At 64.7% G+C, this 17797-nt stretch carries 20 protein-coding genes and 1 rRNA gene; 12 read left to right on the top strand and 9 right to left on the bottom strand.

From position 1 onward, the window contains the following. Nucleotides 1–31: 31 nt before the first annotated feature. The 8 genes from nuoN (at nucleotide 32) to ACTRWB_RS37420 (ending at nucleotide 6401) form a co-directional block, all read left to right on the top strand. Nucleotides 32–1486, top strand: a complete 1455-nt coding sequence (gene nuoN / locus ACTRWB_RS37455) for an NADH-quinone oxidoreductase subunit NuoN (protein ID WP_193099487.1) — start codon at nucleotides 32–34, stop codon at nucleotides 1484–1486. After that, complete coding sequence (locus ACTRWB_RS37450) at nucleotides 1486–1782, top strand: DUF2818 family protein (protein ID WP_129512599.1); 297 nt, start codon at nucleotides 1486–1488, stop codon at nucleotides 1780–1782. The genes nuoN and ACTRWB_RS37450 overlap by 1 nt, the downstream gene beginning before the upstream one ends. A 36-nt stretch (nucleotides 1783–1818) precedes the next feature. After that, entirely contained in the window at nucleotides 1819–2409 is a 591-nt protein-coding gene (locus tag ACTRWB_RS37445; RefSeq protein ID WP_048249375.1) for an NUDIX domain-containing protein, read from the top strand. Nucleotides 2410–2545: 136 nt separating this feature from the next. Beyond that, complete coding sequence (locus ACTRWB_RS37440; RefSeq protein WP_006478278.1) at nucleotides 2546–2968, top strand: DUF1178 family protein; 423 nt, start codon at nucleotides 2546–2548, stop codon at nucleotides 2966–2968. 104 nt (nucleotides 2969–3072) lie between these two features. Then, nucleotides 3073–4269: an acyl-CoA dehydrogenase family protein gene (locus ACTRWB_RS37435; protein ID WP_446904876.1), complete on the top strand. Its 1197-nt coding sequence runs from the start codon at nucleotides 3073–3075 to the stop codon at nucleotides 4267–4269. 25 nt (nucleotides 4270–4294) lie between these two features. After that, nucleotides 4295–5428, top strand: coding sequence for an acyl-CoA dehydrogenase family protein (locus ACTRWB_RS37430; RefSeq protein WP_446904875.1), 1134 nt, complete (start codon nucleotides 4295–4297; stop codon nucleotides 5426–5428). Nucleotides 5429–5466: 38 nt separating this feature from the next. Continuing rightward, on the top strand, nucleotides 5467–5928 hold the full coding sequence (locus ACTRWB_RS37425; protein WP_129512594.1) for a MaoC family dehydratase: 462 nt from the start codon (nucleotides 5467–5469) through the stop codon (nucleotides 5926–5928). After that, complete coding sequence (locus ACTRWB_RS37420) at nucleotides 5925–6401, top strand: MaoC family dehydratase (protein WP_446904874.1); 477 nt, start codon at nucleotides 5925–5927, stop codon at nucleotides 6399–6401. Before ACTRWB_RS37425 ends, ACTRWB_RS37420 begins: the two co-directional genes overlap by 4 nt. A gap of 47 nt (nucleotides 6402–6448) precedes the next feature. Here ACTRWB_RS37420 and ACTRWB_RS37415 read toward each other — a convergent pair whose 3' ends face one another. The 3 genes from ACTRWB_RS37415 to ACTRWB_RS37405 all read right to left on the bottom strand — a co-directional run bounded on the left by ACTRWB_RS37415 (nucleotide 6449) and on the right by ACTRWB_RS37405 (nucleotide 8396). Next, nucleotides 6449–7141, bottom strand: a complete 693-nt coding sequence (locus tag ACTRWB_RS37415; RefSeq protein WP_129512592.1) for a glutathione binding-like protein — start codon at nucleotides 7139–7141, stop codon at nucleotides 6449–6451. 164 nt (nucleotides 7142–7305) lie between these two features. Beyond that, a complete protein-coding gene (locus tag ACTRWB_RS37410) occupies nucleotides 7306–7581 on the bottom strand; it encodes a hypothetical protein (RefSeq protein ID WP_446904873.1) in 276 nt (91 codons plus the stop codon). Between the two features lie 23 nt (nucleotides 7582–7604). Further along, entirely contained in the window at nucleotides 7605–8396 is a 792-nt protein-coding gene (locus ACTRWB_RS37405; RefSeq protein ID WP_129512591.1) for an oxepin-CoA hydrolase, alternative type, read from the bottom strand. A gap of 202 nt (nucleotides 8397–8598) precedes the next feature. On the opposite strand from ACTRWB_RS37405, the gene ACTRWB_RS37400 reads away from it, so the two are divergent. Next, nucleotides 8599–9255 carry a glutathione S-transferase family protein gene (locus ACTRWB_RS37400; protein ID WP_048249387.1) on the top strand — a complete coding sequence of 219 codons (657 nt, stop codon included), beginning with the start codon at nucleotides 8599–8601 and terminating at the stop codon, nucleotides 9253–9255. Between the two features lie 42 nt (nucleotides 9256–9297). On the opposite strand, the gene ACTRWB_RS37395 is transcribed toward ACTRWB_RS37400, so the two are convergent. Together ACTRWB_RS37395 and ACTRWB_RS37390 are read right to left on the bottom strand one after the other, a co-directional pair. After that, the gene (locus ACTRWB_RS37395; protein ID WP_446904872.1) at nucleotides 9298–10470 is read right to left on the bottom strand and encodes a pyridoxal phosphate-dependent aminotransferase; all 1173 of its coding nucleotides are present in this window, start codon (nucleotides 10468–10470) and stop codon (nucleotides 9298–9300) included. Nucleotides 10471–10503: 33 nt separating this feature from the next. Beyond that, complete coding sequence (locus ACTRWB_RS37390; RefSeq protein WP_048249392.1) at nucleotides 10504–11001, bottom strand: putative toxin-antitoxin system toxin component, PIN family; 498 nt, start codon at nucleotides 10999–11001, stop codon at nucleotides 10504–10506. 57 nt (nucleotides 11002–11058) lie between these two features. Here ACTRWB_RS37390 and yaaA point away from each other — a divergent pair, with 57 nt between their 5' ends. Next, nucleotides 11059–11841: a peroxide stress protein YaaA gene (gene yaaA / locus ACTRWB_RS37385; protein WP_048249394.1), complete on the top strand. Its 783-nt coding sequence runs from the start codon at nucleotides 11059–11061 to the stop codon at nucleotides 11839–11841. A gap of 186 nt (nucleotides 11842–12027) precedes the next feature. Then, nucleotides 12028–13182, top strand: coding sequence for a M14 family metallopeptidase (locus tag ACTRWB_RS37380; RefSeq protein WP_446904871.1), 1155 nt, complete (start codon nucleotides 12028–12030; stop codon nucleotides 13180–13182). A 79-nt stretch (nucleotides 13183–13261) separates the two neighbouring features. Here the strand turns inward: ACTRWB_RS37380 and ACTRWB_RS37375 are convergent, their stop codons facing one another. From ACTRWB_RS37375 to ACTRWB_RS37360, 4 genes are all read right to left on the bottom strand, one after another. Further along, nucleotides 13262–13909, bottom strand: coding sequence for a BspC domain-containing protein (locus tag ACTRWB_RS37375; RefSeq protein WP_129512586.1), 648 nt, complete (start codon nucleotides 13907–13909; stop codon nucleotides 13262–13264). A gap of 139 nt (nucleotides 13910–14048) precedes the next feature. After that, complete coding sequence (locus ACTRWB_RS37370) at nucleotides 14049–14723, bottom strand: energy-coupling factor ABC transporter permease (RefSeq protein WP_048249400.1); 675 nt, start codon at nucleotides 14721–14723, stop codon at nucleotides 14049–14051. Nucleotides 14724–14798: 75 nt separating this feature from the next. Next, complete coding sequence (locus tag ACTRWB_RS37365) at nucleotides 14799–15635, bottom strand: LuxR C-terminal-related transcriptional regulator (protein ID WP_129514688.1); 837 nt, start codon at nucleotides 15633–15635, stop codon at nucleotides 14799–14801. Between the two features lie 209 nt (nucleotides 15636–15844). After that, nucleotides 15845–17062 (bottom strand): DUF2863 family protein, encoded by a 1218-nt coding sequence (locus ACTRWB_RS37360; protein ID WP_193098748.1) that lies wholly within the window; start codon nucleotides 17060–17062, stop codon nucleotides 15845–15847. Nucleotides 17063–17475: 413 nt separating this feature from the next. On the opposite strand from ACTRWB_RS37360, the gene ACTRWB_RS37355 reads away from it, so the two are divergent. Further along, nucleotides 17476–17797: ribosomal RNA gene (locus ACTRWB_RS37355) — 16S ribosomal RNA — on the top strand; the annotation flags it as partial.

Here is a 17797-nt window from a genome sequence, read left to right as displayed (position 1 = left end):
AGCGGAGGAACTCAAGATCATGAACGCTCCTATGAATGTCCTGTTGCCTGACGCGCTGGTGATGGCTGCCATCGTCGTCGCATGGCTGAACGACACCTTTACCGGTGCCTCAGGCCGCCGCCTGACCTATCTGATCGCGGTCGTATCGTCGGTCGTCGCCGGCGTGTGGTTCGCCGTGCAGGCGCTCGACCCGCAGCAGTACTACTTCTTCTCGAAGATGATCGTCGTCGACTCGTTCGCGAGCATGATGAAGGCGGTCGTGTCGTTCGGTTTTGCGGTCTCGCTCGTTTATTCGCGCAAGTACCTCGAAGATCGCGACATGTTCCGCGGCGACGTGTTCCTGCTCGGCATGTTCTCGCTGCTCGGGCAGCTGGTCATGGTGTCGGGCAACAACTTCCTGACGCTGTACCTCGGTCTCGAACTGATGTCGCTGTCGCTGTACGCGGTCATCGCGCTGCGCCGCGACGCCGCGCAGTCGAGCGAAGCCGCGATGAAGTACTACGTGCTGGGCGCGCTTGCGTCGGGCTTCGTGCTGTACGGCATCTCGATGCTCTACGGCGCGACCGGCTCGCTCGAGCTGGGCGAGGTGTACAAGGCGGTCGGCGGCAACACCGACGCAGCCGTGCTGATGTTCGGCGTGATCTTTATCGTCGCCGGTATCGCGTTCAAGCTCGGCGCCGTGCCGTTCCACATGTGGGTGCCGGACGTCTATCAGGGCGCACCGACCGCGATGACGCTGTTCGTCGGCGGCGGCCCGAAGGTTGCCGCGTTCGCGTGGGGCCTGCGCTTCCTGGTGATGGGCCTGCTGCCGCTCGCACAGAACTGGCAGACCGCGCTCGTGATCCTCGCCGCGCTGTCGCTGATCGTCGGTAACATCACGGGTATCGTCCAGCGCAACATCAAGCGGATGCTCGCGTATTCGGCGATCTCGAACATGGGCTTCGTGCTGCTCGGCCTGCTCGCGGGCATCGTGAAGGGCGACGCGGCGGCACCGGCGAACGCATACAGCTCGGCGATGTTCTACGCGATCGTCTACCTGATCACGACGCTCGGCTCGTTCGGCGTGGTGATGCTGCTCGCGCGCCGCGATTTCGAAGCCGAAACGATCGACGACTTCAAGGGCCTCAACAAGCGCAGCCCGGTGTTCGCGTTCGTGATGATGGTCATGATGTTCTCGCTGGCAGGCATCCCGCCGACCGTCGGCTTCTACGCGAAGCTCGCCGTGCTCGAGGCGACCGTCAACGCGGGTCTCACGTGGCTGGCCGTGCTGGCCGTGATCACGTCGCTGTTCGGCGCGTTCTACTACCTGCGTATCGTGAAGCTGATGTACTTCGATGCGCCGCAGGATTCGACGCCGATCTCGGGCGATTTCTGCAAGCGCACGATCCTCGTGCTGAACGGCCTTGCGGTCGTCGTGCTCGGCCTGATCCCGAGCCCGCTGCTGACGGCCTGCCTGCAGGCAATCCGTCACACGCTGCCGCTGTAATGTCGGCAGCCGGCTGGTTTATCGTGCTGTTGGCGCTCGTGTGCGCCAACGTGCCGTTCCTGAACCAACGCCTCTTCGCCGTCGTGCCGTTCGGCGCGGCGAAGAAGAGTGCGTGGGTGCGGATCGGCGAGCTGATCGTGCTGTATTTCGTCGTCGGTGCGCTCGGCTTCTGGCTCGAGTCGCGCGCCGGCAACCGCTTCGAACAGGGCTGGCAGTTTTACGCGATCACGTTCAGTCTTTTCATCGTGTTCGCGTTTCCCGGCTTCACGTTCCAGTATCTCGTCAAACGACGCTGACGGCTCCGGCCGTCGCGCTCAATCTTGGAGCCGCCGATGGCCGAACTACCCAATCACGACGCCGCACTGACCGAAACCTGCCTCGAGAGCGAGGCGATCTTCGACGGCGCGTTCCTCAAGCTGAAGCGCGACACCGTCCGCCTGCCGGACGGCAAAAAGGCCCTGCGCGAATACGTGCAGCACCCGGGCGCGGTGATGGTGATCCCGCTGTTCGACGACGGCCGCGTGCTGATGGAAAGCCAGTTTCGCTACCCGATCGGCAAGGTGATGGCCGAATTTCCGGCCGGCAAGCTCGACCCGAACGAAGGCGCGCTCGCGTGCGCGGTGCGCGAACTGCGCGAGGAAACGGGTTACACGGCACGCGAATACGTGTTCCTGGCCCGCATTCACCCGATCATTTCCTATTCGACCGAATTCATCGACCTGTACCTTGCGCGCGGGCTGACCGCGGGCGAGCGCAAGCTCGACGAAGGCGAATTCCTCGAGACCTTCACCGCGACGCAAGCCGACCTGCAGGAATGGGTGCGCACCGGGCAGATCTCCGACGTGAAGACGATCATCGGCACGATGTGGCTCGACAAGGTGCTGTCCGGCACCTGGCCGCTCGGCCCGGTCCTGACGCCCTGAGCGCAGCGTCAGCGGCGGGTGGGGCGCCGCGTTACAATCCGGTGACGCGGCGCTTCCGCGTCGCGCGATCGGGATTTAGCACGATCGTTCACAAAACCTGTTTTTGCGCTACACTCGCCACACGCCCTGATTCAGCATGAAGGTCCTCGATTTACAGTGCCCGCACGGTCATCGGTTCGAAGGCTGGTTCGCTTCCGCCGATGAATTCGAAGCGCAGTTGTCCCGCAAGCTGGTCGAATGTCCGGTGTGCGGGACGACAGAGGTCAACCGTCTGCCGTCGGCGCCGCGCCTGAACCTGTCGGGCGCGACGCAGGCACAGCCGGCCGATCCGCGTGCGCTGCAGGCGCAGGTGATGCGCGCGCTGCGCGAGGTGCTGGAGAAGACCGAGAACGTGGGCGAGCGCTTCGCCGAGGAAGCGCGGCGCATCCATTACAACGAGGCGCCGGCACGCAGCATCCGTGGCGTCACGACGCCGGAAGATGCGCAATCCTTGGTCGAAGAAGGCATCGACGTGATGCCGCTGCCGATTCCCGCCGCGCTGAAAGAACCGCTGCAATGACGTACGCAGTGGATCCTTGCCCGGCTGGACGGCCGTGGCGAGCGTCTGCATGGGACCGGAGTAACCGCTAAAGCGCTAACTCCGGTCGACAGGAGACACTGCGCATGGATCTGGATTATTCCCCCGCCGACGACGCGTTCCGCGTCGACGTTCGTGCCTGGCTCGAGGCCAACCTGCCTCATGCACTGCGCGCCAAGGTACTCGATCACAAACGACTCGACCGCGAGGATTTCGCGAGCTGGCACCGGATTCTCGGCCAGCGCGGCTGGTCCGCGCCTGCCTGGCCGGTCGAATACGGCGGCCCGGGCTGGGACGCGACGCAGCGACACATCTGGGATGAGGAGTGTGCGCGGATCGGTGCGCCGACCGTGCTGCCGTTCGGCGTGTCGATGGTCGCACCGGTACTGATGAAATACGGCAGCGAAGCGCAGAAGCGTCACTATCTGCCACGCATTCTCGACGGCTCGGACTGGTGGTGCCAGGGCTACTCGGAGCCGGGTTCCGGGTCCGACCTCGCGTCGCTGCGCACGCGCGCCGAACGCCAAGGCGACCACTACGTCGTCAATGGCCAGAAGACCTGGACGACGCTCGGCCAGTACGCCGACATGATGTTCTGCCTCGTGCGCACCGATCCGGACGCGAAGAAGCAGGAGGGTATCTCGTTCCTGCTGATCGACATGAAGACACCCGGCATTACGGTGCGCCCGATCGTCATGCTCGACGAGGACCACGAGGTCAACGAGGTGTTCTTCGAGGACGTCAAGGTGCCGGTCGAGAATCTCGTCGGCGACGAGAACCGCGGCTGGACCTATGCGAAATACCTGCTTGGCCATGAGCGCACCGGCATCGCGCGCGTCGGCGCGTCGAAGCGCGAACTCGCGTTCCTGAAGCGCGTGGCGTCGAACCAGCGCAAGAACGGCAAGCCGTTGCTTGCCGATCCCGTGTTCGCGGCGAAGGTCGCGGCGCTCGAAGTCGAACTGATGGCGCTCGAGGTGACGGTGCTGCGTGTGGTCAGCCGCGAGACGAGCGGCAAGGGGCCGGGCCCCGAGGCGTCGATGCTGAAGATCAAGGGTACCGAAGTGCAGCAGGCGCTCACCGAGTTGATGGTCGATGCGATCGGTCCGCTCGCCGCGCCGTTCGACGTGCCCTTCCTCGACGGCGAGCGCGAGCACAGCATCGCGGGCGACGACGATGCAGCGCCGCTTGCCGCGTATTACTTCAATTACCGGAAGACGTCGATCTACGGCGGTTCGAACGAGATCCAGAAGAACATCATCGCGCAGATGATTCTGGGTCTGTGATCACGGAACGGGAGCGGAGACAACCATGGATTTCAGCTTTACCGATGAGCAGCAGCAGTTCGCCGACGCGCTGCACCGTTATCTCGGCGAGCAATATGGCTTCGATGCACGTCAGGCAATCGTGCGCAGCGACACGGGCGTGTCGGACACGCAATGGAGCGCGTTCGCGGAACTGGGGCTGACCGCACTGCCGGTGCCGGACGCACAGGGCGGCTTCGGCGGCGGCCCGGTCGACATGCTGGTCGTGATGCAGGCGCTCGGCCGCGCGCTCGTGATTGAGCCGTACTGGGCAACGGCGGTCGGCGTCGAGGCGCTGCGCATCGCAGGCTCCGGCGCAGGCGAGGATGCCGCGCTGCTGGAGGCGGTCGCGCAGGGGCAAAAGCGCCTGGCGGTTGCGTTCCACGAACCGCATGCGCGCTACGACCTGTTCGAGCTCGACACGCGCGCACACGAGCAGGGCGGCACGTATCGGCTGACCGGCATCAAATCGGTCGTTCAGCATGGCGCACAGGCGCACGTGTGGATCGTGCCTGCGCGTGTCGACGGCGGCGGCATCGGCCTCTTTGTCGTCGAACGGGATGCAGCGAACACGAAGGTAGTCGATTACCGGACCATCGACGGCCAGCGTGCCGCGACGATCGAGTTCAGCGAGACGCCTGCACGACTGCTGACGGGCGGTGCACGCGACGCGGCCGCGCTCGAACAGGTTGCCGATTACGCGACGTTCCTGCTGTGCGCGGAAGCGGTCGGCGCGCTCGACGAACTGAATCGCGCCACGGTCGAATACACGAAGACGCGCGAGCAGTTCGGTGTGCCGATCGCGCGTTTCCAGGCGCTGCAGCACCGGATGGTCGACATGCTGATCCATGCCGAGCAGGCGCGTTCGCTGACCTACCTGGCGGCGGTGCGCTACGCGAGCGGCGATGCCGATGCGCGGCGCAAGGCCGTGTCGGCCGCGAAAGCGCGCGTCGGCGCGGCCGCGCGCTTCGTCGGCCAGCAGGCCGTCCAGTTGCACGGCGGCATGGGCGTGACCAACGAGGTGGCCGCCGCGCACCTGTTCAAGCGGCTGTCGATCATCGAGACGACGCTCGGCGACACCGATCATCATCTTGCCCGCATCGCGGCACTGCCCGATTTCGCGCAGGCCGACGCGGCATGACGGCGGCGCGCGAGCGCGTCAGACAAGGAGACACACAAGTGGGTATCAGTTACGAAGATCTGGTGGTCGGCAGCACCATCGAAGTGGGCCGCTACACGTTCGAGCCCGACGATATCAAGGCATTCGCGCAACGCTACGATCCGCAGCCGTTCCACCTCGACGAGGAGGCCGCGAAGTCGTCGCCGTTCGGCGGGCTCGTCGCGAGCGGCTGGCATACGTGCTCGGTGTTCATGAGCCTGCTGATCAAGAAGCTCGGGCCGGACTCGACCAGCATGGGCTCGCCGGGCATCGACTCGATTCGCTGGCTCAAGCCGGTGCGCTCCGGCGACACGATCACGATGTACCAGAAGGTCCACGACAAGCGCGTTTCGGAGAGCAAGCCCGATCGCGGCATCGTGTCGACGGAGTGGATCGGCGTCAATGCCGGCGGCGAGACGGTGATCAGCGTGCACAGCAAGGTGATCTTCGGGCTGCGCCATCCGGGAGGCACGAACGCATGACCGATGTGACATTGCCGCTGATCGCATCGGCGCAGGCGCTGCAGGCACGTGTCGGCGCGGAGCCGCTCGCGAGCGGCTGGATCGCGATCGACCAGCATCGCGTCGACGGGTTCGCCGACGCGACCGGCGATCATCAATGGATACACGTCGACCCCGAACGCGCGCGGCGTGAGTCGCCGTTCGGCGGGCCGATCGCGCACGGGTTCCTGACGCTGTCGCTGATTCCTGCGTTGATGACTGACGCGATGCGCTTCGAGCAGAAGATGGGCGTGAACTACGGACTGAACCGTGTGCGGTTCCTGAAGCCGGTGCCGGTCGGTGCGCGCGTGCGTGCGCTGTTTGCGGTGAAGGAAACCGCCGAGGCCGCGCAGGGCGGCATGCAGGTGACCTGGTCGGTGTCGATGCAGGTCGAGCGTCCCGACACGCAGTTGCTGGTTTGCGCAGCTGAATTCATCACGCTGCATTACTTCTGAAACGCGGGGCGGCATGCACGGATGCCGCTCCGCCCGTCACGCGCGGGTCAGTGCTTCGCGTATTGCGTCGCGCCGAACAGCACCTCGCGCGCCTTGTCGTCCTGCAGCGCCTTGCGCATCGACGCGAGGACTTCGACGCCGCGCTGCACGGCCGGTCGTGCGGCGATCGCCTCGTGCCAGCGTTTCACGTTCGGCAACTCGTCGAGCACGATGCCCTGGTTTTGCCAGGAGCGCGTCCACGGGAACGTCGCAATGTCTGCGATCGTGTACGCGTCGCCTGCGAGATATTCGGATTCGCCGAGGCGCTTGTCCATCACGTTGTAGAGGCGCTTCGCTTCGTTCGTGTAGCGGTTGACCGCGTACTCGATCTTCTCCGGCGCATACAGGCGGAAGTGGTGCGCCTGCCCGAGCATCGGGCCGATACCACCCATCTGGAACATCAGCCACTCGAGCGTCGCATAACGCGCGGCCGGATCGGTCGGCAGGAACTTGCCGGTTTTCTCCGCGAGGTAGATCAGGATCGCGCCCGATTCGAACAGCGAGATCGGTTTGCCGCCGGGGCCGTCCGGATCGACGATCGCGGGGATCTTGTTGTTCGGGCTGATCTTCAGGAATTCGGGCTTGAACTGGTCGCCCGCACCGATATCGACCGGATGGGCACGATAAGCGAGGCCGGTTTCCTCGAGCATGATGTGCACCTTGTGGCCGTTCGGGGTCGCCCAGCTATAGACGTCGATCATCGTCAACTCCTTGGTTGCATGCGCGAAAGCGGCGCCGGCAGCGCGCCGCGGCAGGCGGTCATTAGAGCATGGATCGACACGGGCTGCTGGCGACGGAAACGTGCCTGCGGAGGCATACGCGCGGGCGAGCGGGAGACCGTCGCCGAGGTTGCGCGCGGCTTTCGCTAACGCACTTTCCGTGCGTATTGCCGCGCCAGTTCGCCTCTGAATCGCTCGACGATCAGCGAGCCCGCGAACCCGTCGATCGGTGCGGCGAGCGGGTGCGATCTCGCCTCGACGTCGAAGCGCTGCTGTTCGCCGACGGAGGCTGCGCCTTCGAATGCCGCGTAGTCGGTACCGTGTTGCGCAGGCTCATTCGCTTGCGTCGTGGTGCCGTCTCGATGCCGATGCGCGGCTCGGGGTTGCGCCGATTGCAGGTACGGGTGGTACGGCACTTCCATCGTCGTGTCGCGGACGTGGCGAATCAGCGCTTGTAGCGGGGCTGGCGTTTCTCGAGAAATGCGGTGATGCCTTCGAGCCCGTCCGCATGATGCAGCGACGCGACGAAATGATCACGCTCGGTGCCGAGATGCGGTTCGAGCGGCTGCATCGTCGCGTCGTCGAGCAACGATTTGATACGCGTGAGCGCATTCGGCGAGATGCCGGCGAGGGCATCGGCCCATGCCAGTGCGTCGGTCAGTGCCGAGCCGGGCACGGCGAGCCGGTTGACGACGCCGAGCGCATGGAGGCGTTCGGCCGCGACCGGCTTGCCTTCGAACAGGATCTCGGCCGCGATCGCACGCGGCAGCGCGCGGGCGAGGAACCACGAACCGCCGCCGTCGGGTGTCAGGCCGACGCGCGCGTACGACATCACGAACTTCGCATCGTGTGCGGCGACGATCAGGTCGCACGCAAGCGCGAGCGAGAAGCCGGCGCCGGCCGCGGCGCCTTCGACCGCCGCGATCACCGGCTTCGTCGATGCGCGGATCGCCGTCACCCATGCGCCGAGCTGATCGATGCTGTCGGCCTGGTAGGACGGATCCTTCGAGCGGTTGTCGAGCAGCCGGTTCAGGTTGCCGCCTGCGCAGAAGAAGCGATCGGCGCCCGTCAGCACCACCGCGCGAATCGCGGGGTCGCGCTCGGCGGTGGCGAGCGCTTCGACGCCGGCCGCGTACATGTCGGGATGCAGCGCGTTGCGCGCGCCGGGATTGGATAGCGTGAGGACGAGCGTCGAATCGCTCTCGGGCGGACGCGAGGCCAGCAGTTCAGCACTCATGCGAGCGTGTCTCCATCGGATAGCGGGGCTGCGACGCCGCGCGTGTCGTGCGGACAGGCGCGGCTGTTGTTGCAGCGGATGTATTGTTGTCGTGACGGACGCAAAACTTGCTTTAGACTAGCACGAACGTGCTTTTCAGCACGACGTATCCCGATGCGGCCGGCATCGTTGCGGCCGCGCTCCAGCAAGGAAGGAGACTCCGATGCTACAGCTGTGCGGTATCCCGTTGTCCAACTATTACAACAAGGTGAAGTTCGTCCTGCTCGAGCACGACATCCCGTTCGAGGAGTCGGTGTGCGGTTTGCCGATCAGCGATCCGGCCCAGCTCGCCGATTCGCCGCTCGGCAAGATTCCGTTCCTGAGGACCGAAGAGGGCGCGCTGTTCGAGTCGCAGGTGATCGTCGAATACCTGGCGGCGCGTTATCCCGAGAAAGCCATTTTCCCGGCAGGGCCGTTCGCGGCCGCGAAGGTGCGCGAACTGGTCGAGACGCTCGAGCTGTATCTCGAATGGATGGCGCGCGAGATCTATACGGAAGCGTTTTTCGGCGGCAAGGTCAGCGACGGAATGAAGGCGCACGTCGAGAAGCGCCTGCCGCGTGCGATCGATGCGTTCAAGCAGATGACGCAGTTTTCACCTTATGTGCTCGGCGAGTCGTTCAGCCTCGCCGACATCGCCGCAACGATCCATCTGCCGGTCATCGGGATGGCGACGAAGGCCGTGTACGGGCGTGACTTCCTGCTCGACGCAGGCATCGACTGGAAGGCGCACTCGAAGAAGGTCGGCGAGCGCGCGGCTGCGCAGCGCGTGGCCGCCGATCGCAAGGCTTACGTCGAAGCGACGAGCGGCGTGCGCTCATAAGCGCGATTCCGGCGGGGCGGCGCCGGCCGCCCCGTGCGGGACTTACAGGCTGGCGAGCCGCTCGAGCGCGGACGCGAGCGTGCGTTCCTGCTTCGCGAAGCAGAAGCGCACGACGCCCGATTCGTGCGGCTCGTGATAGAACGCCGACACCGGAATCGCGGCTACGCCGATCTCCGACGTGAGCCATTTCGAGAATTCCGCTTCGGGCAGGTCGCTGATCGCCGAGTAGTCGACGCACTGGAAGTATGTGCCCGTGCACGGCAGCAGCTTGAAGCGCGTGCGCTCGAGGCCGGCACGGAAGAAGTCGCGCTTCTTCTGATAGAAGCCGGCGAGCGTCAGGTACGGGGCCGGGTCGCGCAGGTAGTCGGCGAGCCCGATCTGCATCGGCGTGTTCACCGTGAAGACGTTGAACTGGTGGACCTTGCGGAATTCCGCGGTCAGCGCTGCGGGCGCCGCGACGTAGCCGACTTTCCAGCCCGTCACGTGATAGGTCTTGCCGAAGCTCGACACGATGAAGCTGCGCGACGCGAGTTCCGGATAGCGTGCAACGCTCTCGTGGCGCGCGCCGTCATAGACCATGTGCTCGTAGACCTCGTCGGACACGATCAGCACGTTGGTGCCGCGCACGATGTCCTCGAGCCTGCGCATGTCCGCCTCGCGCCACACGGTACCCGTCGGGTTATGCGGCGTGTTGATCAGGATCATGCGTGTTTTCGGCGTGATCGCGGCCGCGAGACGGTCGAACGGGATCGCGTAGTCCGGCGCTTCCAGCGTGACGAACACGGGCGTGCCGCCCGCGAGTTCGATCGACGGCAGGTAGCTGTCGTAAGTCGGTTCGACGACGATCACTTCATCGCCCGGATGCACCGCGCACAGGATCGCCGTCAGCAGCGCCTGCGTCGCGCCGGCCGTCACCGTGATTTCGGTGGCTGGATCGTAGCGCCGGCCGTAGACCTGCGCGATCTTGTCGGCGATCGCATCGCGCAACGGCGCGACACCGGCCATCGGCGGATACTGGTTGTGCCCGTTGCGCATCGCAGCCGCGACGGCGTCGACGATGCGCGGATCGCAATCGAAATCGGGGAATCCCTGGCCGAGGTTCACGGCGCCTTTTTCGGCGGCAAGCGCGCTCATGACCGTGAAGATCGTCGTGCCGACGTTCGGCAGGCGCGAGGGGAAAACGGGCGTCGTGGGCATGTCTGAAGGAGCGTTCATCGATACGGTCGAAATCGGGTGGAGTCTGGTGCGTCAGGCAGGCGTGGCCGTGGCGATCGGCGCGGCGTCGAGCGCGCAGGCCTCGGCGAACGGCGCCGGTTGCGCGATCCGGAAGCCAAAGTCGCGTGCGGTGCGCTTCGCGAGCTTCAGCAGCGCACGGTCTTTCGAGACGAGCCATTCGGCCTGCGCGGCGCGGGCGAGTTCGAGAAACTTCTGGTCGTCGCGGTCCTTGCATTTCGGTAGCGGCGGCGCGTCGGCGTCGACGGGCGGCGGCTCGACGAGGCTCGCCAGGCGGGCGACGGTCGCGAGCGCAGCGGCCTTGTCGACCGCGCGCGCCTGGAACTGCGGATAATCGAGCACATACTCGAGCTCCGTCAGGCAGCGGCCGTCGATCACGGCGGCAAGCGTGCCGCGTTCCAGCGCGGCCCGGATCGGGCGCGTAGCGGGGTCGTCGAATACGAGAATGTCGATCCAGACGTTCGAGTCGAGCACGACGCGGTGCGCGGTGTGCGGGGCGAGAGAGCGGGTCATTCGTTACAATCGGTGGTTTTCGTCTGACCGCAAGGCACGGCGTGCCAGCGAGCCTCTATGATAATCGTTCTCTCTCCAGCCAAATCCCTCGACTACGATACGCCTGCGCACGTCCAGTCTTACACGAAGCCTGCATTCGTCGACGACGCGTCGGAACTGATCGACGGCCTGCGCAAGCTCTCGCCACAGGACATCGCGACGCTGATGGATATTTCCGATCCGCTCGCGCGCCTGAACTTCCAGCGCTACGCGGACTGGTCGCCGACCTTTACGCCGGCCAATGCGAAGCAGGCCGTGCTCGCGTTCAACGGCGATGTATATGAAGGATTCGACGCGAAATCGCTGTCGTCCGCCGATCTCGACTATGCGCAGCAGCACGTGCGCGTGCTGTCGGGCCTGTACGGGCTGCTGCGTCCGCTCGACCTGCTGCAGCCGTACCGGCTCGAGATGGGTACGCGCTTCGCGAACGCGCGCGGCAAGGACCTGTACGCGTTCTGGGGCGACCGCATCACGCGCGCGCTGAACGAACAGCTCGAGACGCGCAGCGGCGCGGCGCGCGTGCTGGTCAACTGCGCGTCGACCGAGTACTTCAAGTCGGTCAAGCCGAAACTGCTGGCCGCGCCCGTCATCACGCCGGTGTTCGAGGACTGGAAGGGCGGCCGCTACAAGATCATCAGCTTCCATGCGAAGCGCGCGCGCGGCCTGATGGCGCGTTTCATCGTCGAGAACCGTATTACCGAGCCGAAGGCGCTGCAGGATTTCGCGACGGAAGGCTATGCGTTCGACGCGGCTGCGTCGAACGATTCGACTTACGTATATCGCCGGCGAGTCGGCGAGTAACCATGCCGGCCGTTCACGAGATGGCCGGCGCATGCATGAGGCCGGGCAGGCGACACACCGCCGGTTTCGGCCGACTGCTTTGCATGGGACCAGAGTAAGTGCTGAAGCACTAACTCTGGTCGACAGCTTTGCATGGGACCAGAGTAAGTGCTGAAGCACTAACTCTGGTCGACAGAGGAGAGACAGATGACCCTTTCGATCACCAGCAATTTCGACGCAGGCGCAATCGACGTCGTGTCATGCGACAGCCCCGATGCGATTCGGCTGCGCGTACGCGGCGACAGTCGCTCGGAATTCGCGCAATGGTTTTACTACCGCTTGACGGGTGCACGCGGCGAGCGCTGCGTGATGACGTTCGAGAATGCGGCCGAATGCGCGTATCCGTCGGGCTGGCGCAACTACAACGCGGTGGCGAGCTACGACCGGGTCGACTGGTTCCGCGTGCCGACGACGTTCGACGGCAAGACGATGACCATCGACCATACGCCCGAGTTCGACAGCATCTACTACGCGTATTTCGAACCGTACTCGGAAGAACGTCACGCGGCATTTCTCGGCGCGGTCCAGCAGTTGCCGCAGGCGAGCGTCGTCGAGCTCGGCCGTACGGTCGAAGGTCGCCCGATGTCGCTGCTGACGCTCGGCACGCCGGAAACCGACGGTGAGCCGAAGAAGAAGGTGTGGATCATCGCGCGCCAGCATCCCGGCGAGACGATGGCCGAGTGGTTCGTCGAGGGCCTCGTCAAGCGTCTGGCCGGATGGGGCGACTGGGCCGGCGATCCGGTCGCGCGCAAGCTCTACGATCGCGTGACGTTCCACATCGTCCCGAACATGAACCCGGACGGCAGCATGCATGGCAACCTGCGCACCAATGCGGCAGGCGCGAACCTGAACCGCGAGTGGATGGCGCCGGACGCCGAGCGCAGCCCCGAAGTGCTGGCCGTGCGCGACGCGATCCACGCGATCGGCTGCGACATGTTCTTCGACATTCACGGCGACGAGGATCTGCCGTACGTGTTCGTTGCCGGTTCGGAGATGCTGCCGAGCTTCACCGAGCAGCAGGGCAAGGAGCAGACCGCGTTCATCGACGCGTTCAAGGTGGCGAGCCCCGACTTCCAGACCGAGCATGGCTACGCGGCGAGCAAGTACAAGGAAGACGCGCTCAAGCTCGCGTCGAAGTACATCGGCCACCAGTTCGGCTGCCTGTCGCTGACGCTCGAGATGCCGTTCAAGGACAACGCGAACCTGCCCGACGAGCGGGTCGGCTGGAACAGCGAGCGCAGTGCGGCGCTCGGTGCGGCGATGCTGGCCGCGATCCTGGTGCACGTCGACGCGTTCGCGTAAGCGTACCGTCGTCGTAAGAAAAAAGCCGGGGCATCCTGCGATGCCCCGGCTTTTTTTCTGTCGTTGCCGCGTCGTCGTATCAGGACTTCTTCGCGGTTTTCTTCTTCACGACCTTCTTCTGGCCGCTCGACTTTTTCGTTGCGACGGCCTTCTTGCCGGTGCGGCCCGATGCCTTGGCCTTGCCTCGGTGCGACTTGCCCTTGAACTTCTTCGTCGAAGACGTGGAGCGTTCGGCGCGCGGCTTCAGCGGCGGAACGGGATCGTTCCAGCTGAACGCGAGCATCTGCTGGCCGACATAGCCGCAACGGAATTTCAGCGGCGTCGCGTCGCTGCCGTCATTGTGGATGCCGAGTCCGTCGACCGTGACGATGTTGTCGACCTTCACGCGCTGCTTGCCCTGGTCGAACGAGTCGTTCCACGGCGTGATCGTCGCGTTGCCGCTGTCGAATGCGTTCGGTGCGAAGTCGACACGGTCGAAGGCCGACGACGTGCTGGCGATGAAGCTGCCGTGCGCCGCACAATCGGCGGCGAGCGGATCGGCATGCATTTCGTTGACGAATTTGTTGATCAGTTCGGAGCGCTGGTCGAGCAGGTCGGCGAACACCGGTGTCGGAAGCGCAAGCGACAGGCCCGCGATACAGGCTGCCAGCTTGCCGAGCGCCCGGAAAATCCGGAGCGAGGCAGGTGAGCTGTCCATCTGGTTATTGGTGAGGAGCGAATGAGACATCGGGCACGTATAGATGCCCGATGAAGAACAGGAGTTCAATCTTAGCGTAAAAAAGTTGTGCGGCAGTAGACGGCATATTCTCCCGCGCCGCGGAAGAGGCCGCCGGCACGTGTTGATGGTGCCGTGATCGGAAGGGAATTCAGGCGCGCGGGCCGCCGAGGCGATAGCGCCGGACGTCGAAGGTCGTGACCCACGCGGGGCGATAGACGGCGATGAGTGCTGTCGCCATGCCCGTGAACCATGCTTCGCCGAGCGCGAGCAGCGCCGTGTTCAGCAGATAGCCGGCCGGAATCACGACGGGCACGCCATCCGCAAGCGCGAGCTGGACACCGGCCGCGGCAGCCGCGACCGCGATGATCGCGATGGCCGGCGACAGGAATCCCTGGCCGGTGATGAACGATGCGAGATTGTGCGGCAGCCATGCGAGTGCGGCGCGCTGCAGCAACGCCGACACGGCGACAGGCAGCGCACCGTAGATCAGATAGGTCAGGCCAATGCCTTGCCACGGCGCGTCGAAGATGATCGCGGCAACCGCCGTGACGGCGCCCATTGCGATCAGCGCGAGTGTCCAGTCGAACAGCGTGACGAGCAGCGTTGCGCCAAGCAGATGCATGACGATGCCGTCTTCGAGCCAGGCATTCGAGGCCCAGAGGACCGCGATCGCGGTGACGAGCGCGAGCCACACGTGCTGGAGCGTGGCGTCCTGCAGGCGCACGAAGGGGCGATTCCAGATCGCGAGTGCGAGCAGGGCCGCGGCGGCGATCCAGCCACCGATGCCAATCCAGAGCGGAAGCGGTGTGAAAAGAAAACCCATGCGTTCATATTACTCGTTGAGCATCAAAGGTGGGAATCCGCACATACCGACCGTCGCAATATCGAGACTGTTGGCCTAGCGTTCGCGCCGGAACCGCGCCGGCGGCTCTGCGGCGAGCGGCAGGTCTTGCGTACCGGCATTCGCGGCCGGCAACGGGTACGGATGGTCGTTCCGTTGCGTCCGATGTGGAGCCGGACCGTGTTCGCCGATGGCCGGCTTGCACGCGCGGCTGCGGTTCGCCAGCAGCACCTCGAGGTGGGGCGACAGCCAGCCGTTGTAGATCGCGACCGCGGCGGCGCGGTTCGCGGCGCCAAGCTGCTGGAAGATGCTGGCGAGATGGATCTTCACGGTACCTTCGCTGATACCGAGCGTACGGGCGATCATCTTGTTCGTGCTGCCCATGTGGACGAAGCGCATGATCTGCGCTTGTCGCGGCGACAAGAGGCCACTCGGCGGGCGGCGGGGCAGCGATCCGGCAAGCGTCTGGAAATGGGCATCGTGGCGGACCGCGGCCGCGGAAGGCAGCAGGCTGAGCGCGATCGGCGGGATGTAGTGGCCACCCAGCAGCACCATCTCAAGCGCGCGTACGATCAGGTGCGGCCGCGTGGAATGCGGGATCACGCCCGCGACACCGTAGTTGAAGAAGCGCTGGATGGATTCCGGCGACGCTTCGTCGACCAGTACGGCGGCGGGTGTCGGCGAGCACGCGCTGCACAGCGCCTGAAGCTCGCTGAGCCGGCCGACGTCCAGCCAGTCGATCGCGACGAGGTCGAAACGCTGGGTGCGCAGCAGCCGGCGCGCCTGGAAGCCGTCGGGCGCATCGTTGATGCTGGCGTGACGGTCGATCTGCCGCAACAGGGCCTTCAGTCCGTCGCGCCGCTCGGCGTCTGAATTGAGCACCAGGAACCGCATATTCAACCTCCTAAGGTGAGTCATTGATTTGCCGTTGGTCATGCCGCTGGTCCGATAATGACAAAGACCTTACACGATGTCTGCTTGGCTGAAAGGCTTAGGAAAAGTCTGAAATTTCGGGCGGCGGAATAGCGGACAAGAAAAAAGCCGCTCCGGCGGAACCGGAAGCGGCTTCGGGCGGGCAGGCCGGGTGGGCCTGCGGCGCGCGGTCAGTGGAAGTGCGGTTGGGCGGGCGACGCGTCTTCCGGCATTTCCGCGTGGACGATTTCGCCGAGCGGATCTGCGTAGAGCGGCACGCCGCAGTCGTCGCAGTATTCGGGTTCGAAGCGGCCGGCGTGCCTGCGGACGTCGGTTACGCCGCATTCCTTCAGTAGGCTCACGATTTCCTCGAGCGGCCCTTCGATCGGCGCCTCGCCTTCGAGCGTCGCGCTGTCGGTCGACACGTCGCCGTTTTCGCGACCGTAGAGCGGCCACACGACACCGTAGATCACATCGTTGCTGGCGCGCCGCGTGAAGCCGACACGATATTCGTCGATACGGCGTTCGCCGAAGCCGGCGACCACCGCACGCAGCTCCTGCGGTGCCACACCAAGTGTGTCGAAAAGATAACGAATGGCGGTTCGCACCGTGTGCGGACGAATGCGTTCGTCCGCATCCCGGCACGCCGAATAGTACGCGTCCGGAAGCAGGCATTCGAACTCGCAGCCGGGCAGTGCGATCGACAGGTTCGGGCCGCCCTGGGCCGTCCATTGCTCGAGGCACTGGCCACGTTCGATCCGACTGCCGCTTTCTTCTTCCTGCCAGCGGAACAGCGACGCGCCGACGGGCGCGGCGACGACGGCGAGCAGGAAGCGCGGGTCGGCGAGGATCGGCGAGGTTTCGGGCAGGTCGCCGAAGCTGAGCTTGGGCGTGTGCTGGGTGATCGCCGAATGCGCGAGCTGCTGGGCAAGCCGGTAGGTTTCGACGTGGTGCCGCGGCAGCTGGTCGATGCTGTAGAGGAACGGCGCAAGCCCGACGAGCGTGCCGTTCGCGAGGACATGGGCCTGCAGGTGCGTTCGCAGTGCGTCGGCAACGTCGCTCTTGAGCGGGCCCGACGGAATCATGTACCGCGTCCAGGCGAGCACCGGGACGGCGACCAGCAGCGCGTCGTACGGCTGGCCGTCGTGCTCGATCACCATCGACTCGCTATGGGTCTCGGCCATGTCGGCGAGCGCGCCGTAGGCATCGGGATGATTCTGCTGAAGATGGTCGAGCGCTGCGTCGAGCGTGGTCTGGTTGCCGTTGCGGACAATCTTGGCAAGCAGCGCATCGAGCTTCGCTTCCCAGAAGCGATCCTCGATGCGGCTGCCCGAGGCGAAGAGCGCAAGCGACAGACCAACCAGTTTGTCGGCATCGGGGGGGAGGCGTTTGGCGATTCGCTGGCGCATATTAAAGACGTATATAGAAAGAGGCGAAGAACCTCACATTCTAGTCCGTTCTTTGCACCATAAGCGGTCTCGTGCCCAGGCATGGCCGGACGGCCGAATGACGGCTTTTGTAAAAAAGTTGCTTCAAACCCCTTGCGCGAACGGGGCGGGGTGCATAGAATCACGCCTCTTTCGCGCTAACGGAAACGCGGCGCGGGAGAGGGAAGCGGTGCGGTTGGGGCGTGGTGGTAACGAGCCCTGGCAGCACTCGAAGTTGAACCCCGCAGTCGCAACGAAGCAGTTAAAAAGTTGTTGACGAACTGCGAAACACGGTTCATAATCTCGCTTCTCTGCTGCTGAAAACGCAGCGCTGNTTCCTGTCAGCTTTGAGTGAGCGACCGGTTCTTAACTGAACCGAAAACAGTAACAGGTTTAAACTGAAGAGTTTGATCCTGGCTCAGATTGAACGCTGGCGGCATGCCTTACACATGCAAGTCGAACGGCAGCACGGGTGCTTGCACCTGGTGGCGAGTGGCGAACGGGTGAGTAATACATCGGAACATGTCCTGTAGTGGGGGATAGCCCGGCGAAAGCCGGATTAATACCGCATACGATCTACGGATGAAAGCGGGGGATCTTCGGACCTCGCGCTATAGGGTTGGCCGATGGCTGATTAGCTAGTTGGTGGGGTAAAGGCCTACCAAGGCGACGATCAGTAGCTGGTCTGAGAGGACGACCAGCCACACTGGGACTGAG

The organism is Burkholderia sp. YIM B11467 (assembly GCF_052952715.1).
The sequence above is the reverse complement of the archived record's forward strand: the minus strand, read 5'-3'. Positions and strand labels throughout refer to the sequence as shown.